The organism is Enterobacter cloacae complex sp. SYL003 (assembly GCF_049236925.1).
Lineage (GTDB): Bacteria > Pseudomonadota > Gammaproteobacteria > Enterobacterales > Enterobacteriaceae > Enterobacter > Enterobacter intestinihominis.
The window spans coordinates 17,219-35,698 of sequence record NZ_JBMKJK010000024.1 but is presented as its reverse complement, the minus strand read 5'-3'; the positions used below and the strand labels follow the sequence as shown (position 1 = coordinate 35,698).

Here is an 18,480-nt window from a genome sequence, read left to right as displayed (position 1 = left end):
GAATATGAAAAACGTAAATATTTTGGATACCGATATTGCGGCCATTAATGCTCTTTCTGGCGTAGAACTGACTGACTTTCTCACTGCCGGGTATCAGGTAAACTGGTTAGGAGAAAGGGAGGTTTCGCTGGTGGGCTTTCCGTGTTTAGCAAGCAACAAGCAGCCGGTAGAAGTTGGTCCCGGCATTTTCATTAATCGCGTGTACAGCAGAGACAGCCAGTCTCTGAGCGGGAAATTGCGCTATGACCTGTCTAATGGTCTGGCAACGAGTGCATTTTCATTTTTCTCCCAGTCAGGCTGGTATGGGGGATTCCGTGTCGTATCTTTCCGTGACAACGGGCCAGCTGCGTTAATCAACATTGGTATTGTCCATGAGAATGTTTTGAATGCATTTTGTGCTGACTTCCCCCGGGCCAATGTGAGCGTAACCCGTTTTCATTGTGGCATGACGCTTGAGCAGATCCGAATGTTCATTTCAGACACTGCTTACGATATGCCGCTTTATAACAACGAGTCTGACTTTCGCAGGCTCGCCAGTTAGCATGGAGGCTGACTTCAGTGCTTACGCCTAAAAGCCGGTGAGCGAGGTGGCGGAACCGGTTGGCTTCGCCCAGTCTTACTTACTTCTCTCAAGGTACTGCGCTGCAAGCGTACGTAAAAAAAGTAAGTAGCTAAATGGCGTGAGCGATTAGTTCTATACGGGAAGAAGTCATAGTATTCTGAAATGATAGTTATCTCATACGAACGATAGTAATGGAGTTTCTTAATGGGCGTTGATATCTGCTGGCGATTTCAAAGGGAAGAAAAGCCTGGTAAATGGATTAATTTATCAAGCAATTATAAAGGGGACCGATCATATCTCCACTTTGCCTGGCTCGGATTTGATGTAGATCGTGAAAGGGCGAGCACATCAGCAGTTTTTATCCACGCATTACGCGGATTACCTGATGATATACCGTCCGAAGATGATGATTTATTCGGTGAACATTCATACTCATGGCTGACTTCGGAAGAAATTTTGTCAGCCATACCACCCGATAACGCCGGAGAGGTGATCCAGGAATTTGTCGAAGAAGTAAAGCGTCTCCACGTGGAGAACGGCAGCGTCCGTTTCGTCTTTGGATTTGAAGGGTAACCCGTAAGAAAGTAGCTATCTTACCCGGCTAGGTCTCCAATCTCTCAGATGCTCAAAGAGGGCCGGGCATGGTGCCCACACATCCCCTACCATTCCGATTTGATATTCGTCTAATACACCCTTTAAAGAAAACAAGCAGACGGCAATGAGACGTCGGATTAGCGTCAGCAAATATGAGACGTCAGTAGTCGATGTTTGTCCTGCGGAACGTGAATCTGTTTACAAGGGGTAAAGCCGTACCATCCATGAGGGCTCAGAGAGCCGGGGTCTCCTCCAGATCACTGGAAGTTATTGACTCTGGCAGGCCTATCCCTATGACTTTTTCCCGGATGGCAAATTAAGAGCGAACAGGGCCAAATTAGTACTCTTTTCTAAACGGAAATACTGAATCACCCTGATATAACTGGTCTCTCACAAGACAGGAGATCATCAATGGAACGTGTAATATTTTCAGTAATCTTTTTTATGATGCTGGGCGTACCTTTTTACCTTCTTTATAAAATTGCCCGGGACATTTTTGGTACCGCCGGTGCTGGTGAGCCTGCACAATTGCCTCAGGGCAAGCAAAGACGCTCAGGAGGCGCTGGTTCGGGTTCGATCTGGCAAGGACACCATCTACAGGGGAGCAGCCATTTGAACCCCCTCGGAGGTGATTGTAATGGTGAAAATAGCATAGCTGGTGGTTGTGATGGTGGCGGTGGAGGAGGTGACGGAGGTGGTGGTGGTGACTGATAGCCTGCAACTTTAACTATCAGGATGAAACCCATGTCCAGCAACCGGAAAAAGAATTCATTTCAACCGAAAAGCCCTGCCTTAAAGTGAAGCGTATTAAACGTGAAGGATGCTGAATTAGAGGGTATCGGTTTTATACTGAAGCGTAACTGGAAGAAGGATCTGAAATTAACTATTACGGAAAAGTAACTTTCTGACTCACCACGTACGCCCCTCGGTTATGCCATACAGTTTGATACGAAAACAGATCAGTAAGTAGATTGCTATACGCCGGAGAGAAGTCTATTTTTCATGCACCGAACCTGTTTGGCCTGCAATGGAAGCAGGTATAATAATCACATACAAAGGAGGGCATTATGAATACATTTTTATACGTGCTTTTGGCCTGGATTGTTGTGCTTTTTATCGCCAACAAACTGCTCGCAAGACGTAAGCCCAATACGGTTAAAATCCTGGTACAGCGCAACGGGAAAGCCGCAGAGGTTGATGCTGTAGTGGTTCAGGGTTCAAAGAGAGCTAACAACAGTTCTGTTGCGGACAGCGACGCGGTAGATAGTTATTTTGAAATGAATCCTTACTCCCGCGAAAACCAGGCGAATGGTTGGGCTATGCTGGCCAGAGACGATGACCAGCTTAAATAATCAGTTGAGTGTGATGTGTAAAGCAGCTTAAAACTCTAAATGGACGAACAGGGGAGGTGACAAAGATGACAACCAATACAACAACGACCACCTACCGCTCAGAAGAAATCGTGCCGTTCAGACGGCCCAAAGGGGATCTGGATAGTCGGTATATGCCTCAGGTGTATGCAATGGTGCGGAACTGGGCAAGTAACCCTGCTCAATATGGTGAGGGTGTACTGGCCTCCTACCGCCAACCGGCAGTAAACCTTGCCTACCAGGTAAAAGGAACTCGTGTTGTTTTAATTCTGGTACCAGTAGAGTGCGAGCCACCTGGAGTGATAATGACGGAAACAGTCCTGTGGCCGTCACTATCACTTGTAGAAGTCTTGCAGACCTTGCAGGAGGCCTGGCAAAATATTCCGGCGTTAAACCCCTGACGACTTCTGTCAATATCACCGGCTAGTGATTTACCTCTCTGCTGGTGGTCAGCCCGCCTAAGTTCAAATTATCTCTTTCTAAATTAGCCCGGATAAAAATCGGTCCCTCTAAAATAGCCTGCCCTGAGTAGGCTACGTCATACAAAGCGTTGGCCAGTCACCAGCTGGCTGGTGGCCATAATGCTCCACAGGATAAACCGTATCAGAACTACGCAAAGAAAAAGCCCCAACAATTTACCGATGGGGCCTTTTGCAGACATTTTACAGCCTTACCAATGATAGAGCGCTAAGGCTTCTGCTTAGTGAACAGACTTGCCCACAGATAATGGATAAAGTTGAGCAGAATGTATGTTACTCGTTGCTCGAATTTCATCGGGGCTTTGTACTTTGTCGTTATGTTATGAATATGAGTAAGGTCCGTATAGAGCCCTGGCGACTTCCTTGTTGACTTCAACACCGAACAGATGTGCTGAACAGACTCCGGTGTGAACAACCGTAGCCCTCGTCGTTGTTTGACTTTATGGATAAAATCGTCCATCCCCATACATAACCATTCCGGCTTGATGCCATCAAACTTACAACGTCCGTTTATGATGACGACATTGATACATTCCAGTTCTCTAGCCTTAAGAGCAGACTGAATAGCCCTGATGTGCCCCTGGTTTTGCTTAAACGGGTTCTGCAACTTGAGGGTTCGGGACTGAGTCCATTTCCGCCAGTGGCTTTCCTCCAGAGTACCGTAGAGCTTGCCTACGTAGTTTTTCTGCTCTATGACGTATATACCATGTGGGGCTACGAGAATGTGATCAACCTGCGTAGTGCTATGAGCCGACAACTGAAAGGTGAGATCACTAAGTAGCCCCTGAGCTTCTTCAGGAAGCCCAGATTCAATTGCCTTTGCAGTCCGCCGTTCCGCTATGGCAGAGGTCATAAATCCCAACAGACACAGCAACACGACGAAAATAAGGATAATGAAAGCTACCCCCGTAATGCTCCACAGCAGATTGAAAGCATCCATGTTACCTCACAGAGGGGTAGCTGGTGGCATTAACAGATTCTACTAAGCGGGTAGTGGTACCGGTAAGGCTCTCAATATTTGAAGACAGGCTCATCAGCATGCCGAGTGCAGAACGGAGATTACGATGAGGCTCATTGTAGTTTTTGAACGTGTCAGTGGAGTACATTTTTGAAAGACGTGTACGGATCTCTACTGACGTAAGATCTCCATCCACCAGGCCGTACTTAACTGCCTGAGGTGTTGGCCATACACGGCCTGAATAGAGAGAAACAGCATCGGCATCATGACGCGAGAGAAGCTTTTTACCCCGTCCAAGTTCAACATCAGTTATAAATTTTTCATGCATCGTGTTCAGGATCTCCTTCTGCATGAACTCCCTCGTTGAATCGGACAATGGGTGGAAGGGGTCAAGAGCATCTTTGAACTCACCGGCCGTAAGGGGCTCATTCTTGACGCCTACTGTGCTCATGATCTCTGACAGATTCCAGTGGTCCATACGCACACCGATAGAACCGATCAGGGCATTACTGTCGGCATAAATTGCATCAGCGGGCGATACCGCGTAATAGCATGCGGATGCGCATATGCCTTTCACACTAACGATGATTGGTTTATATGAGTCTGCGATATCAGAGAAAAAACGACCGGTACCGCTGGAGAGTACTTCGAGGGAGTTTTGCTTCGACCGTGCTTCATCGCCACGTTCTGTGCTCCCGGTTTTGTTACTCTTGTCAGCGGCTACAGATGAAAGAGAGCCACCGGCATCTGATACGCGTTCAATCTGTGGCTGGTGGTTTTTAAGCGCGTTTATCTGGCGGTAAATAATGATGGCGTCAGAGGGACCACCACCACCTGACTCTGCCTCGATAATAACTGCTTTGGCATGGGGATTATTGTAAGCTTTGGCAAGAGCTGTTGCGATCACTGTTCCATCGCCCGTTTCCGAGCCGGTACCCATCTCGCCAGAAATCCGTATTACAGCTATATGGTCTTTCTTCCCTTCAGCGTCCTGCCATTGTTCGTAAAGATTGTAGAAAGAAAACCCTACAGCGGTCATGGCAATTAGCGACATAGCAACTTTTGCCGTGGTATGAATGCGAAACATCTTATAAAAACGGTCAGCGTTATCATTGAGCGATTCTTTGATATTTGTAGGGGACTTCCTTTTTTTACTGCTTAACATCTGACCACCTTTACATGAGTTTTTGAAAGTTAGACCACAAGCGATTCAATGCAATTCCCAGTATCAATAAAGCGACTGGTGGGAAAAGTTGAGCGATATTGTTAAATAGTGACATATTTGGCATGACCAGGTAGACCATCGTTAAAGCACTGATCACCCAAAATGCTCGAAACCAAATACGATAAAACTGAACTGTAACCTTACCAAATACGTACCTCTTCAATTTCCACTGGTACATTCCATCTGCTAGCATGGCAAATAGATAGGGCAGAAAAACGATTAGCCACCCCAGGATTAAGTTCCACCGGAAAATGGACTGATAAAGTAAGAGGGGTATGTTTTTGGCCATAGTGTAATTAATAGAGGTAAATTTTTCAGCAACAATGTTAATACCTCTGGCTGGTTTTTTGGTGTCAGGGATCAGAATAGTATTCAGATAGTCAATTAACTTATAGTCATGTACCAACCAATTTAAAGTCGCTTCACTATTTGCAATGACAGACTTCCAACGGTCATTTGATATGATGGACCGGCTTGCATTAACCTCCTGAGTAATCTGATATTTGAGCTCCTCAGTATTCTGGAAAGCCAAGCTGTAACCAAAATAAATGACCATGCCAAAAAAAAGCATTGTTCTGAGCACTGCTGCCCTGCTTGTATTATCCGCAGCCATTGCTTTCCCTCCATTCACGAAAAAGAGCTAGCCTCTGATCGTGATTGCAATAGTTGTTACGCCACATCGTCGGGATACCCAGGAGCCAGTGGTACTGTTTAGGTATGATTTGGTCGATGAGGCTTAACTCCGCCAGTTCTTTATGCTCTGCGCTTTTCCACTCGATCTGTCCCACATCAGGAACAAATACAGCGGTCCTTGCTTTTGCGGCCTGGCGGGAAAATTCTATAAAGTTGATGCCCCACGGCGTCCAGTATCTGTACTGCTCGTTTAGGCCGATGTTAAACACCGGCAGAGAAAGAGTTGAGTCGGCAAAAGCCGAAATCACATTTTTGCAGACTCTTGGACTATCTATTTTTTCCTGTTCGGTTTTGAGATGAGTCAGCAGTGCACGGTCAATAATGCTGTTAAAGGTGTTTGTATAAAGGCCATTAGGGTCAGGAAGCTGATCTATGGCAGTAATGATTTTAAATTTTAACCGAGAAAGAAAGGGAGAGTCCTCAATAGTAACTATATGACTATGTGTTGTTTCTGGATGAATCTGGGGTTTGATGCGCTGTACTTGTTTAAAAGAGACACTACCTGGCAAATTAATGAATGCGCCCACCGTGCGTGTTAAATCGACGAAATAAGGCAAAAGATAACAACCAAGCATACGGGCATTCTTTTTTACAAGATCACACCGTACGTCATTGTTATCGAAAGAAATACGGAAACTAACGAATTTACGTTCAGGACCTTCGCTGGTGGTCAGTGATTGAATCCATTCATGGCATGATCCTTGTGGTACCGACCAGTAGCTGGTTTCACGGTCCCCAAAGGGATCAGTCGTGATCAACTCTCCCTTTAAAAGGAAAAGCTCAGACAGGGTATTTGCCATGGAGAATAGGGAATCGATATCGTTGCTCTGACAAAATTTTCCCAAATGATGAAACGCGTTTTTTTCTATCATAGTTAGCCGATCTCGAACTTCCTGAGAATCTGCGTACTTTAAACCCAAAGACTGAAAGCGCCTTTTTACGAGCGAGCGACATTTGCTGACTTTTAGTGCAGAGCTTAAAATTTGCTGGCGCGTCAGGACAATTTTTTCATCCATCAATGCAACTTCCTTAGAAATTTATTAAGATTTTTGATATCGAGATTTTGACGCAAAGTAACTTTTCCGGCCTTCTTGAAAAGCATTTCCGACAGAGTTGTGTTTGGCTTCATTTGTTTCTCAGCAACAGCAATAGGGATTTGGCCTACAACCTTCCTGCCATCTTGAAGCCTGGCAACTATGTGAAACATAGGGACCTGACCCAAGAGATCCTTTGGAATACTCTCTTCTAAAGTTGTCTGCTTTCTTTCTGAGATTGAACCTGAGAAGTTATTATGCGGCAAAGATGTTTCTGAACCGGTCGTATAAGTGACCATATTTGTGCTTATCGCACTCTTACCAAAGTTCTCTACAACAAGCGTCTGAGTAGGAGTATCGTTGACTCGCAAGCTTATATAATTGTTGCAGAGCCCCGTAATTCGATTGGCAGTTTCAACACTTGCCGCAGCAATAAAGTCGGAGATGGTTTGGGTGCAAATAAACAGTGCAATTTTCGCTGCACGACCCTGCGCCAGAAGGTTAATCATAGGGTTGTTAATGGCTGAGTGTGCCTCATCAACAAAAATACTTATCCTGGAATTAGCTGACATATCACCATCTTGAGCGTTGTAGCGACTACCGGCACAGGAGGTCAGATCTGACATTATTAATTGAGAAATAGCAGCTGCTGTATCGGGGTTTGAAAGGCCATCAAGCGAAATGTATAGCACCCCGCCAGTGCTGAACATCCCTTCGCTTGTTACAATTTCTCTTGATGATACTGAGTTCGGGTTAGGAGATAAAAGCTCATTTAAAGGTTTTTCAATGAGCATATCGAAAACAGGCATAATACCTGCGGTCATTTTAGCCATATGCTCTGGGTCGGACATTGAGTAATCAATAAGCTGGGAAACAGTATCTAACCAGTCTATTTGTTCGGACCCCTCGTAATTCATGAAATGAGCCGTAAACCATTCAGCGAGACGCTTGAAACGTACCGGCAAGGTATCGTTAGCGACGTACTTAACTTTTTCGGTCCAGACATCGTAACCATAATATCTCGCGTAACATGACTCCATTACCTTGACTGTAAGATTCACAATAGACATGTGGCTTTTCATGTTCTTGTGAATCAGATAAATAGAAGGCTTTTTCTCTATGTAAGAAAGCCCGGAAATCACATTGGAAACGAGAGCCTTGGCATACTGAACGAATGGGTTAACCTCACCGGGAACTGTCACCAAGCTCAAAAGACGAGATGTTAGGTCAGAAACATTAGTATAGGTGTTGCAGACATCAATACAGACCGAAGATGCTGGCTGGCCAGGATGAAATTTATAGAAAGGAAGACCGAGGGTCTTAGCCTCTTCCATTAGAGATTCTCGCCACTCTGCATCGTTCTTTGGATCTATGACAACAACAACATGACCAAGATGAAGCATGCTAATGCTTAGTAAACGCTGTAGCACCGTTTTCCCGGTACCCACGTTTCCGGTTATCAGAGTATGACCAAACCAATTGTCTTCAGTTACAAATATGGGTTCCCTACGTTCCACAGCAAAAATTGCATTGCTGCCGCCCATCTTACGAGCCATTGCGTCAAAATGTCTCTTAATTGGGTTGAAGACGAATGGCAACTCGATCTCACGTTTATCACTGGAGAGGTTAGCTATTTGATATGCCCGATCCGCATGTTCCGGACCCCACTCAAACCCATCACAAAAATAGGACTTTCGCTCGGGTATATCCTTATTTTTATTTTGATAATCCTGAACCAGTTGACGATACTTTCGCTCATTGGAGAAAAAGTTACTTTTGTTAATTACACGCAGTGAATCAAGACTAACGAACATGAAATGTCGCTTGAATACACGCCAATGAGCCATCAAAAATGGCGCTGCTGTTTTGCAACGATAAAGGCACAGCAAAAAAAGCAATATTGAGGTGAACAGAACTATTGGGGCGATGTCCAGTCCGTCTGAAGAAAGTCCCATATAAAGCATAGAAACCGAACAAATCAAAAGTATTGAGGCACTACGATACTCAAGAATAGGCCGATAAAAATTCTCTTGTGCATGGAGGTTAGTCCTCTTCGAATCTGACATTATAGGTTCCCAGCCTCTTTCAGGTTATTGATAATTCGTTCAATGTCCACTTTCGCCCGGTCTGATGCGGCCAGCAAAGTAGGCATGTTAAATGCATGGCATTTTGTATTGATCACAGCACCAGAATTAACGAGGTACTGAGGAAGCTTATTGAAAAGATCTTGAGCCTCTAACTGCGACCCAAATTTTTCCACGCAAGATTGGGTCAGATAGAGAGTATTAGGAGTACTTACCATAAATCTGTTTTTGCGCTTTCTTTTAAACGCCACCTCCATTTTGGACAGAATTTGATGCAGTACTAACGCAATTTCTACAAATTCAAGCTCTGTAACGTCACCTTCGCTTATAAGCGAGAATTCACCATTTTGGTCTGATTCAGTAGATGCAAAGACTTTACTGTTCAGATTGTGACCAGAAACAGGTGATGCTGGTTTTTGTACTTCTGCTTTGTCCGATGATTTATTCCGGTTGCGCTTGGGATTTTGTTTTTCTACCGGTGCTGTTGGGGCGAACAGTCTGGCCAGTGCTGGCGAAAGATGATGCCCCTTAGCGTCTGTGGGCGCATGCTCTCCATTTGATTCTTCAAGTACAGGAGGTAAGGCGGGCTCTTCACTTGCCATCACACTGGTTGCGGCTGCTTCGGTCTGGGAATACACAACTTCAGCTGGTGGTGGGCAGTTACCCTCAGTATCTGGTTCTGAGTTTTCTTGTCCTACAGAAACATCCATAGAGCGTTCATTCGTACCCTGGGGATCAGCGTTCTGTTCTCGGTTAAGTTCTGGTAATTCTGACGGCTCGGAGAGAAGCTTTTCATTATGGACCGAAGAGCTTGTTGCACAACTACCGACTTCTGGCCGAGAAACACTAAGCTGTGAGAAATCGGTATAATCAATGATCTCATGCTCTTCATCTTCTTTCTCAAAAAGATGTTGATAATGTTCATATTCCACAGCCTCAGTTTTCAGCGGACCAGTCGCGGATGCACTATCGGTTCCATGATATTCCACGTCGCCAGAATGTTCTTCGACTGCATTTACACGTGGGGGAGGCAGCTCAAGCGTTTGCTTTGGACGTGGGGCAGAGTTTTCAACAGAAGACTCATCATTAATCACTAATGCCTGATACATAGAAGTATTGAAAAGTGACTTTAAAGTTGTTGGCCTTCTTGGCTCATGATAGGTGAGCTGGAACCCGGCGCAGTTATCGCCGAGCTGGACTAAACGCAGATCGTCAATGTCCCTTACTATCCACATTCCATCGAGAGAGCCTTCTCTGAATGTCAGTTGGAAATAGGGCTCTTCACTGAATGCTTTTTCATCTAATCCCGGCAGCAATGCCATAGTGGTATCTATGTTGAGGTAGGGGACAGCATCAACACACACTATATAGTCATTGGAAAGTGGAGCGCTTAAAAGGAGTTCATGAAGTTGGTTGACCAGGACATGGGATTCCGTGTCCTTTGCCGATTCATCTTCACTTTCTTCTATATCAGGAATGACAGGATCAGCTGCTTCCTCACCCTCAGATTTAACTATCTGCGTGTCATTATCAATTTCATTATCACTTTCGGCTTTCTTCTCAAAATCGTCGGATGAGCCTTCATTTTTCTTAGAATGTATATCAACATCAATAGAGGCAGAGGAGCGGCCTAAATCATTAACCTTAAGAACAGCCGTCTCAACAGTATCAGTAATTTTAGTTATAACGTCCCGACCGGGCACTGGTCTTCTGTATTCAGTAACTGTTTTTTGCTCGTCAATGTAAATAAAGTCTTTATTGGCATTAACGCTAAAAAGACCCGGCACTGAGTCAGGGATTTTATAGGAATCAAAGATTAAACCAATCCACCTTAGCTTAAGAAGGTTATAGAATTCTAGTTTCCCTATCCCATTTCTAAAGATGTTTGATATTTCGTTTTCCGAATAGATACCCGGAATGAAGTAGTGAACGACACGCTCATCATCATAGGGCTCGACGTAACCACGTTGAACTAGGGATTCTACCAATACGGTCTTACCAGCCTCTCCCTGAGGGAAGTTATATTTATGTAATTCGAAATCATTGAGAACAAAATCAAGGAATGCGTTCTCGTTAAGGTATACCTCACCATTTACGATAATGATGTGCATAGGCTTAGCATTGTAATTGTTGATATTGATACTGGTAAAGTTGTGCTTGATGGTACTAATGGCCCTTGCTGCTGCATCATTAGAACGCAGACCCATGATAGGGTCACGTAAAACATTAAGGTCTGTACCAGTAGAATAGAAATCAGCGGTCCTCACGCATTTAGACAAAAAGTCATTCCCATCAGTATAAACGTTTAGGGCGGTGATCATTTTTGAATAAACACGTTCTTTATTTACCCGATCCAAAAATGCAAGACATACCGGGTTTAGGATTCGCTCAAGGAAAACGCTGGACCAGATATTATGTTGATTATGAATACGCTTTCGCCAGTGGATTTCGTATTCAACCACGTCATTTTCACGTGCCCAGTCAAGAAGACTTTGTGAGCTTGGCGTCCAAATGATCGGACTAGCTAAATTCAGGCTTACAATGTCGAGATCGTAAACCTTTCCGGCATCATGGACTAAACCACAGATAAACGCAGCATAGAGATATACTTTTCTACGGACTACTTCTTCATCTTGATATCCGATTGGTCTCAGTTCTGAGTGATGCGCATTTTTTAAAGAGAGTATGGCCACTTCCAGGCTGTGAGAAAGTAACCCACCAATACCATTATGATGATGATTTTCGGAAGCTGGCAAAAGATGTATCCAGCGAACATATTCAACCAAGGGCTTTAAAACTAAATTAGTAAATGTATATGCATCGTCCCTGATGTCGCTATCGCTGATAGCTAACATCATTGAAATTGAGTGCAGCTTTTCCCGATACAGAGACAGGATTGACTGTTCATTAAATGTCTGTATGCCCGTCGGACGAGTTGGATACTCGATGAATTTCAGGACTTCTGGATTTGGATGATCAGGAACAGTGTACTTCTGATCTCCTAGAATCTGCGCAAAAGGAGAGAGGCTTGATATATCCTCAATCATTACAGAGGTTGCATCATTCTCCTGAGATGAGAATATCCCCAAAATCCGTTTAATACATAAATACAGCGCCCTGAAATTCATCATCATACCTTATCGACGTTTGCCTGACAGTTCGGCTGCAATGTATGCCTGCACACTTTTATATTGCATTACTTTGGTGATGAACTCTGCTGGACTGTATGGCCCATCCTTACGGCGAGAAACATTCAGAGTCTTTTTCACATTCTCAACATATAAATTAATACTCTTTATAATGTTGTGAGACATAACCGGATAGTCGCTTACAGCCAGTAAACCCAATGAGTTGTACTCATACATTGTGTTCATGAGCTGGTTCATCTCGAAGATGTACTTGTAAAACCTCATGGTGTTGTGGTTATTGAAGTTGAGTTGTACTGGTTCAAAACTGAAAGGTACAAACTGAGTTGATGACATGAATGAGTCATTCTTGTCGAACTCAATTGACTTAATATAAGCAACAAGATTTTCTTTCATCTTATTGTTTTCTTCATGCAGCTCGTTGAACCAATCCTGAATAGCCTGAACAAGGTCAGGATGTTTAACTGCATCAACCGTTTTAAAGAGAGAGGAAATAGCGATACTCACATCATCAAAACCTCTGATGACTGCTCCATTTCTGGCAGTTAAAAACCGGTTAAAGTCTGGGGTGCCGGGGTTAATAATAACTTTGGCCATACCCTGGTGCTCTGGTCTACGTTGAGTAGAAGTTTGAGCGTTTACGCCTTGCTTTTTATTTGAACCTTTTACCATTACATCTTTTGGTTCAATGTTAATACGCTCATTGTCCGTGATAATTGCGTCGTTCATTGTGCCACCTTAGTTTTTGAGTATTGACGGATTTTTCGTCCAAGTTCGATATATGCTGAATGATAGAGCTCAAGCATTTCTCTGTAAGGCTCCAGCAATGCTTCCGTTTCAGAAATCATTTCGTATTCCCAGCTGGCATGGTTTACAAAACAGTTCTTAGAATATTTTCCACTTTTCATTGGTTGCACCCGTTTTGACATGTGGCTAGGCGCTCTTGTTTTATAAGGGCTGAACTGATGCCAAGTGATCGTTACTTTTCTGGCATTACCAATTAGCTCAACTTTTGGTGCGTAAGAACCCAGGTACTCCCTCTTTGGAACTTTGCTATGTCGGGTAAGGTTAATCTCTTGGTGGTTTCGTTCCTTCCACTTGATCCAGTATTTTGTAATGAGATCTTCAGCCTCAACACGCAAACCTTCAATCTGAGCACGTAAATTTTTACGTGTTAGCTCTATAGAACTTATAAGATTTGAATTACTCATGACGCCTCCTGATGTGAAATTACTATACCGGAGGAAATTTCCGTTTTTTTTCACGAACAGAAGATTTTTGAATGCTCTTTGATGAGGGAATTGAACAGATGTAATGCACTCGCTGTTTCCCCCATTCGGGAGGGGCCTTCAGAAACAGTAACAGCGAGTTTAGCCTCACTTCCATCGCTACCCCCTAAAGTTACTTTTGACAGAATGACCATTGTGGATTATTGCTTTTGATAATGTGCATTGCTCTATTAAAGTTATACATATATCTAGTGCCACTTTTCCAAAAAAAATGACCCTATGGAACTTTGTCCATAGTGACACTTTTATAAAAAGTGACCCTATGACGACATTACATAGGGTCACTTTTCAAACATAAGTGACCCTATGTGAGGCATTCATAGGGTCACTTTTCTTTGTTTAGTGATCCTATGTAAGCATGAGGTTGATGAAAAGTAAAAATGTCAGTTTATGACGGTCAGTGAAAGACGTCGTTATTCTAATCCAACGTTGGGAGGGGCTGGATTTAGGTTTTTTTTTAATCGCTTCACATTTCGTTAGCATGCGCAGGAATTTTTGATAAAATTCTGGTTAGTTTGGTTAAAAAGTGTTACAAGTAAGCGGTGTGGTTGAAGGGATAGATTTAAGGCTTATTCAAGCCTTAAGAAAATACTAAAAGTTACTTTTCACCCTACCGAACACCTAACAAAAAATCCATGTTGAAGATTTGAACAATTGTAATGGCGCAAGGACAATCAGCACATGTCAGAATCTGATAATTTAACTCGTAGCTTACTCGGTAAACTTTTCCGCACTGAGATTTCGCTTATTCGTAGTTACCGTGCATTTTTAATGTTATTGCCTGTGCATGGATCTTCTGCATATCAAACTGGGACTCCTCTTCTCCAGCGTCGCCTATTTGGGAAAGGATTTAGTACAGCCGCTGATTTAGCTTTTGAAGTGGAAACACGTCCAGGTAGTTTTTTGGTTCCGCGTACACTCGGAAAGGAAATTACATGGGAGAGGTTTTTTTCTGCGGTCTTGGACGGTGATTCCAATGTAATTCGTGAATATGATACAAATGATATTGACTATGGTATTTACGATGCCGGTGAAAAAGTGACTTTTCTGAATGGTACAGTGGATATCTATAATCCCAAGAAGATTCATGAGTTGCGTTCTAAATGTGTTGATATACAGAATGACTACTTTATGCAGGTGTTCTTTATCTCAATGCTCGCACCAGAGTTTGTAAGTATTTTCTTTGGTTTAAAACCAACTACAGCTGATGCTATTAAAGACATTGGTTATTCATCGTTAAAAACAATTAACGATGTCGTTCTTTTCCCACGTACAATTGCTTTCTCACAAGGGCATATTGAAGAGAGTGTTTCACTTAAAACGAAAGTTTTTGCCTGGGCTTATGAATTGTCTGCTGACATCCGGTTAGGAAAAGTTAGTGATGATTTGATGGAACTATTACGTTATGACACTATGTTCACCAGTCACCGTCAGGATGTGTTCAACACTTTAACAAATAAAGTTATGTTAAAGGATTATTGATATGGCAAAGGTCGATCAAACAAAAGCTAATGCTCTATTGCGAGCAGCAAGAACTATGTCGCTTGGGGCAAATAAAAATACAATACGAATTTTGTACGGTAATCATGTTGCTGAAAATATCGATTTTGAGCCTGGTGCAAAAACAAAACTCAAAAAAGGTATCCGGGGCTGGAGCAAACGCACAGATAACCGCCGAGCCTTTTCTGCTGTTATTGATGTCGCAGTTAACTATTTTGGTTTTGATCCAATAAATCCGGAAGCGAGTTTTCGGCAAATTGACTTCAACCGAATAATGAGTGTCCTTCATAATCTGGGATACTTTGTATGCGCACCGGAAGTTAATAAAATAATAGAAATCCTTACTTCTATGAAAGAAATTGAAGAACTAGGTGCCTGCGAAAAATGTAAACGCCCATACATTGTGCCAGTGACAAATGATGCTCATTGTCCACGTTGCAGATTATCTTCAACTGCTTCAGCCATAGAGAGGTATTCTCAAGAAGAATTAGATTAAATTTAAAAAAGATATCGCGAAACTTGCCTTGTCTGAATCTAAATATTGACTTAAGTCAAATTCTGTTGTTTGCTTTACAATCAAATATTAGTTACAACTTAAATATCAACTCTTGACAAGTAAAGATATAATTTGATTTTTCTTTATTCAGTTTTTCTTCGTTCCAAAAATGTGCACCTTTTTTTCTGTTGAAAACGTAAAACTACTTAGGTTCTCAAAACCTTCTATGCATGACGACTTCTTAATCGCTTTCAATTAATATATTTTATATTCTTGTCTAAGTTCGCTTCTTTGATCCTTAGCTATTCCTTTTTTGAAATATAGAAACAGCATTACTTGTGATGATTTTTTTCAGCTCTAAATACACCTGTTTTCAAAGCAATATTTGCTTTTAGATATTCGATAAAACCATGTTTTTGTTACACCGGATTTTTGACAACGTGCAAGATGGATGATCTTTCCATCACCGAGACTATCTTCTTAGTCAGCACTCCTTTTCCGTCCTTTTCAACATAAAAACGACCATGCTATACGAGCTCTAACCTTTTTTTTGTATGCCATCATAACCGCATCAGAAAAGGAGAACGGTCTATGACTCGTATTGCATTAGCGCCTTCAAAGATGGTTTTGCTTATGTCTTTGGTAATTACTGGTGCCCACGCCAGCCCTGAGCAACCCCTAATAAAAGATACGCCCTTTGTATCTGGCCAGGCTTATAAGAAGGGTTTCTTCTGGTATGACGATCCTGCTAAAAAAAGCGAAGCTGAAGAAGAAGAGGTTTTGCCACCAACCGGTGCTGCTAGCTCGCCTTCAAAAGAGGAAATGGTAGATTTAAATTCAAAATGGCTAAAAGAGAATATGCCTCGACTGTTAACGCAGGCAATGGATAACCCTACCGCAGAAAATCTATCACGTTATTACACGGCGCAAAGGTTAATGCTGGATATCAGTACGCGTTTTTCTGACAAATCAAAAGATTATTTTCTTAAAAACCCGATGATGTCTGAAAAACGCAGGCAACCAGTGGAAAAGGTGGCACTGGATGCTCACCGCACTGTTGTTGAAAAAAATCAGCAAACGGTAATGAAAGATATCTTTACTAAGTCAGGTTTATTTTTCTTTTTCCAGAGTACTTGCCAGTTTTGCCACGAAGAAAGCCAAATACTTCAATTTATGCAGAACTATTATTCGGTAGATATTCTTCCAATCAGTATGGATGGAAGGCCATTGCATAATGGCCTTTTTCAGGATTTTAACATCCCCAACGCACAAATTATTGATCAATTTAAAATTCGAGAGGTACCTACAATTTTCCTGGTTTCAAAGGATGGGACATCAGCTCAGCGCATTAGTGAAGGCATGATCTCCGCTGATGAATTAAAGAACACTATTATACTTGCCGCGAAGGGCATGAATCTGATCGATGACGCTTCGTTCCAGTCAACTCTAGATATTAAAAGGCAATATACCATCGGCGATGATGGCGTTATTACCGTTAATAAATCCGAAATGGAATCAGACCCATTCCTACTTCAAAAAATAATGGACCAAAAACTCGAAGGCTATGACATGCCTACGGCCGATCCGGTCAATTATCTCAATGCTGGCGGCAGTTTTGGAGGCACTTATGCGCAGTAATGCCGTTTTCAACTTCAAAAAGTTACTTTTGTCTCTTTCTGTTTGTGCTGCAATTTTAGCCCCGACTGCAAATGCAGACAACGCAATGCGTAACATTTTCAATGGCATGATGACGTCTACCAGCCCGGCCACCTTTTCCACAGCAACCCGTACAGGCATAGTTGGCGGGTCAATGTCTTACCGAACAACAAACGTTAATACCAACCTTGTTTCCATGTCGTTTCCAAAAGCTTCTGTCGGTTGTAACGGTATTGACGTTTTTCTTGGGTCCTTCAGCATGATCAACGGGGACCAGCTTGTGCAGGTGGCCCGTGGTATTGCCCAGGGTGCGGCTATCTATGCTTTTAACGTTGCTGTTTCAGCTATTTGTGCTGACTGTGCTGCAACGATTAATGACATCCAAAACAAACTGCAAGCGCTAAATAAATTTGCGAAAGATTCATGCAATGCAACTTACTCTTTCCTTTCTGAAAACGTGGGTACGCCAAGCCAGTTCGCTAACTCAGTTAGCTCTGGACCAGCCTCAATTCTGGGATCGATTAATGGTCTTATTCCTGATTTTGGCTCATCGATGACAAAGTCACCTGAAGCTGTCACTTCTCAGGTTAAAGCAAAGGATCCCGAAGAGTTCGCTGAAAAATTCAGTGGTAACCTCTTCTATATGTCGTTCATGGATATTGATAAGGGAACGATGAACATCGGAGGGGTAACGGAGTTATCCGGTTATAAACTGGCAGAACAACTTATGTCTCTCGTAGGTACTGTCATTATCAACTGGGATAGCAAAGGCGAAAAAGCGGGAATGGAAGTCCGCCCGTCTACCATGACTGTCACGGATTACATCATGGGGCCACCAGCTGGCGGATCAATTAAAATGCTCAAGTGTTCTCCGGCACCAGATCCATCATCCCCACGAAAGGCTCAGTGCCTTGTCATGTCAGAAGTTAATGACGGTGGTTTTAAGGGATTGAAGGATACCATTTCTGATCTTCTTTTAAACGTACAGAAAAAAATCATCAACGACGTTCGTGTTTCAGATGATGAATTACGCATTATCTCCTATATCGGCATCCCGACCATTATCGACTCTTTGCAAACATTCGAAGCACCGGAAGGGTACGCATACATTCAGGACATCAGCACTATTGCTGCGACGAGCCTCGTAATCAACATGTTGCGCCAGGTTGAGGCCAAAATTTCAACCATGAGCATACCGAGTGAGTCGCTGTCGGGTAAAAGGGATGATCTCAACCGATTAACAGACAATCTCTCAAAACAGGTTAAAGCCGCCTATGAGCTATCGCACAGCCAGGTCGGTACCAGCTCGGACGTCATTTCAACCTGGGATAACCGTCGCCTGCAACGGAAGGCTTTCACTGAAAGTATTCGTGGCACACGTAACTGAGGTCTGA

Annotated in this window: 17 protein-coding genes; 9 read left to right on the top strand and 8 right to left on the bottom strand. The window is 43.0% G+C overall.

Annotated features, from left to right (window positions below):
* Positions 1 to 4 precede the first annotated feature (4 nt).
* The 5 genes from ACOT1A_RS21790 (at position 5) to ACOT1A_RS21770 (ending at position 2,927) form a co-directional block, all read left to right on the top strand.
* Complete coding sequence (locus ACOT1A_RS21790; protein WP_000800251.1) at positions 5 to 541, top strand: hypothetical protein; 537 nt, start codon at positions 5 to 7, stop codon at positions 539 to 541.
* Between the two features lie 225 nt (positions 542 to 766).
* The gene (locus tag ACOT1A_RS21785; RefSeq protein WP_000537761.1) at positions 767 to 1,135 is read left to right on the top strand and encodes a hypothetical protein; all 369 of its coding nucleotides are present in this window, start codon (positions 767 to 769) and stop codon (positions 1,133 to 1,135) included.
* 432 nt (positions 1,136 to 1,567) lie between these two features.
* Positions 1,568 to 1,867: a hypothetical protein gene (locus ACOT1A_RS21780; RefSeq protein WP_000442693.1), complete on the top strand. Its 300-nt coding sequence runs from the start codon at positions 1,568 to 1,570 to the stop codon at positions 1,865 to 1,867.
* Positions 1,868 to 2,223: 356 nt separating this feature from the next.
* Positions 2,224 to 2,508, top strand: a complete 285-nt coding sequence (locus tag ACOT1A_RS21775; protein WP_001091367.1) for a hypothetical protein — start codon at positions 2,224 to 2,226, stop codon at positions 2,506 to 2,508.
* Positions 2,509 to 2,573: 65 nt separating this feature from the next.
* Positions 2,574 to 2,927, top strand: a complete 354-nt coding sequence (locus ACOT1A_RS21770) for a hypothetical protein (RefSeq protein WP_000210769.1) — start codon at positions 2,574 to 2,576, stop codon at positions 2,925 to 2,927.
* Between the two features lie 286 nt (positions 2,928 to 3,213).
* On the opposite strand, the gene ACOT1A_RS21765 is transcribed toward ACOT1A_RS21770, so the two are convergent.
* Genes ACOT1A_RS21765 through mobI form a run of 8 tightly spaced genes read right to left on the bottom strand, consistent with a single transcriptional unit; the run spans position 3,214 to position 13,356 of the window.
* Entirely contained in the window at positions 3,214 to 3,945 is a 732-nt protein-coding gene (locus ACOT1A_RS21765) for a nuclease-related domain-containing protein (protein WP_000338612.1), read from the bottom strand.
* Between the two features lies 1 nt (position 3,946).
* A complete protein-coding gene (locus ACOT1A_RS21760) occupies positions 3,947 to 5,128 on the bottom strand; it encodes a S49 family peptidase (RefSeq protein ID WP_000952985.1) in 1,182 nt (393 codons plus the stop codon).
* A 10-nt stretch (positions 5,129 to 5,138) separates the two neighbouring features.
* Complete coding sequence (locus tag ACOT1A_RS21755; RefSeq protein WP_000718549.1) at positions 5,139 to 5,801, bottom strand: DUF4400 domain-containing protein; 663 nt, start codon at positions 5,799 to 5,801, stop codon at positions 5,139 to 5,141.
* Positions 5,788 to 6,897: a hypothetical protein gene (locus tag ACOT1A_RS21750; RefSeq protein WP_000343600.1), complete on the bottom strand. Its 1,110-nt coding sequence runs from the start codon at positions 6,895 to 6,897 to the stop codon at positions 5,788 to 5,790. The genes ACOT1A_RS21755 and ACOT1A_RS21750 overlap by 14 nt, the downstream gene beginning before the upstream one ends.
* Positions 6,897 to 8,981: a conjugative transfer system coupling protein TraD gene (gene traD / locus ACOT1A_RS21745; RefSeq protein ID WP_001284073.1), complete on the bottom strand. Its 2,085-nt coding sequence runs from the start codon at positions 8,979 to 8,981 to the stop codon at positions 6,897 to 6,899. The genes ACOT1A_RS21750 and traD overlap by 1 nt, the downstream gene beginning before the upstream one ends.
* A complete protein-coding gene (mobH, locus tag ACOT1A_RS21740; RefSeq protein ID WP_001011152.1) occupies positions 8,981 to 12,127 on the bottom strand; it encodes a MobH family relaxase in 3,147 nt (1,048 codons plus the stop codon). The genes traD and mobH overlap by 1 nt, the downstream gene beginning before the upstream one ends.
* Positions 12,128 to 12,136: 9 nt before the next feature.
* On the bottom strand, positions 12,137 to 12,874 hold the full coding sequence (locus ACOT1A_RS21735) for a hypothetical protein (RefSeq protein ID WP_000995978.1): 738 nt from the start codon (positions 12,872 to 12,874) through the stop codon (positions 12,137 to 12,139).
* Positions 12,871 to 13,356, bottom strand: coding sequence for a conjugative transfer protein MobI(A/C) (gene mobI, locus ACOT1A_RS21730; RefSeq protein ID WP_000071885.1), 486 nt, complete (start codon positions 13,354 to 13,356; stop codon positions 12,871 to 12,873). Before mobI ends, ACOT1A_RS21735 begins: the two co-directional genes overlap by 4 nt.
* 759 nt (positions 13,357 to 14,115) lie before the next feature.
* Between mobI and ACOT1A_RS21725 the strand changes: the two genes are divergently transcribed.
* The 4 genes from ACOT1A_RS21725 (at position 14,116) to trhH (ending at position 18,473) form a co-directional block, all read left to right on the top strand.
* Positions 14,116 to 14,916: a hypothetical protein gene (locus ACOT1A_RS21725; protein ID WP_000004208.1), complete on the top strand. Its 801-nt coding sequence runs from the start codon at positions 14,116 to 14,118 to the stop codon at positions 14,914 to 14,916.
* A gap of 1 nt (position 14,917) precedes the next feature.
* The gene (locus ACOT1A_RS21720) at positions 14,918 to 15,430 is read left to right on the top strand and encodes a hypothetical protein (RefSeq protein WP_001140952.1); all 513 of its coding nucleotides are present in this window, start codon (positions 14,918 to 14,920) and stop codon (positions 15,428 to 15,430) included.
* 591 nt (positions 15,431 to 16,021) lie between these two features.
* Complete coding sequence (locus tag ACOT1A_RS21715) at positions 16,022 to 17,068, top strand: thioredoxin family protein (protein WP_000196727.1); 1,047 nt, start codon at positions 16,022 to 16,024, stop codon at positions 17,066 to 17,068.
* A complete protein-coding gene (gene trhH, locus ACOT1A_RS21710; protein ID WP_001257292.1) occupies positions 17,058 to 18,473 on the top strand; it encodes an IncHI-type conjugal transfer protein TrhH in 1,416 nt (471 codons plus the stop codon). The genes ACOT1A_RS21715 and trhH overlap by 11 nt, the downstream gene beginning before the upstream one ends.
* Positions 18,474 to 18,480 lie beyond the last annotated feature (7 nt).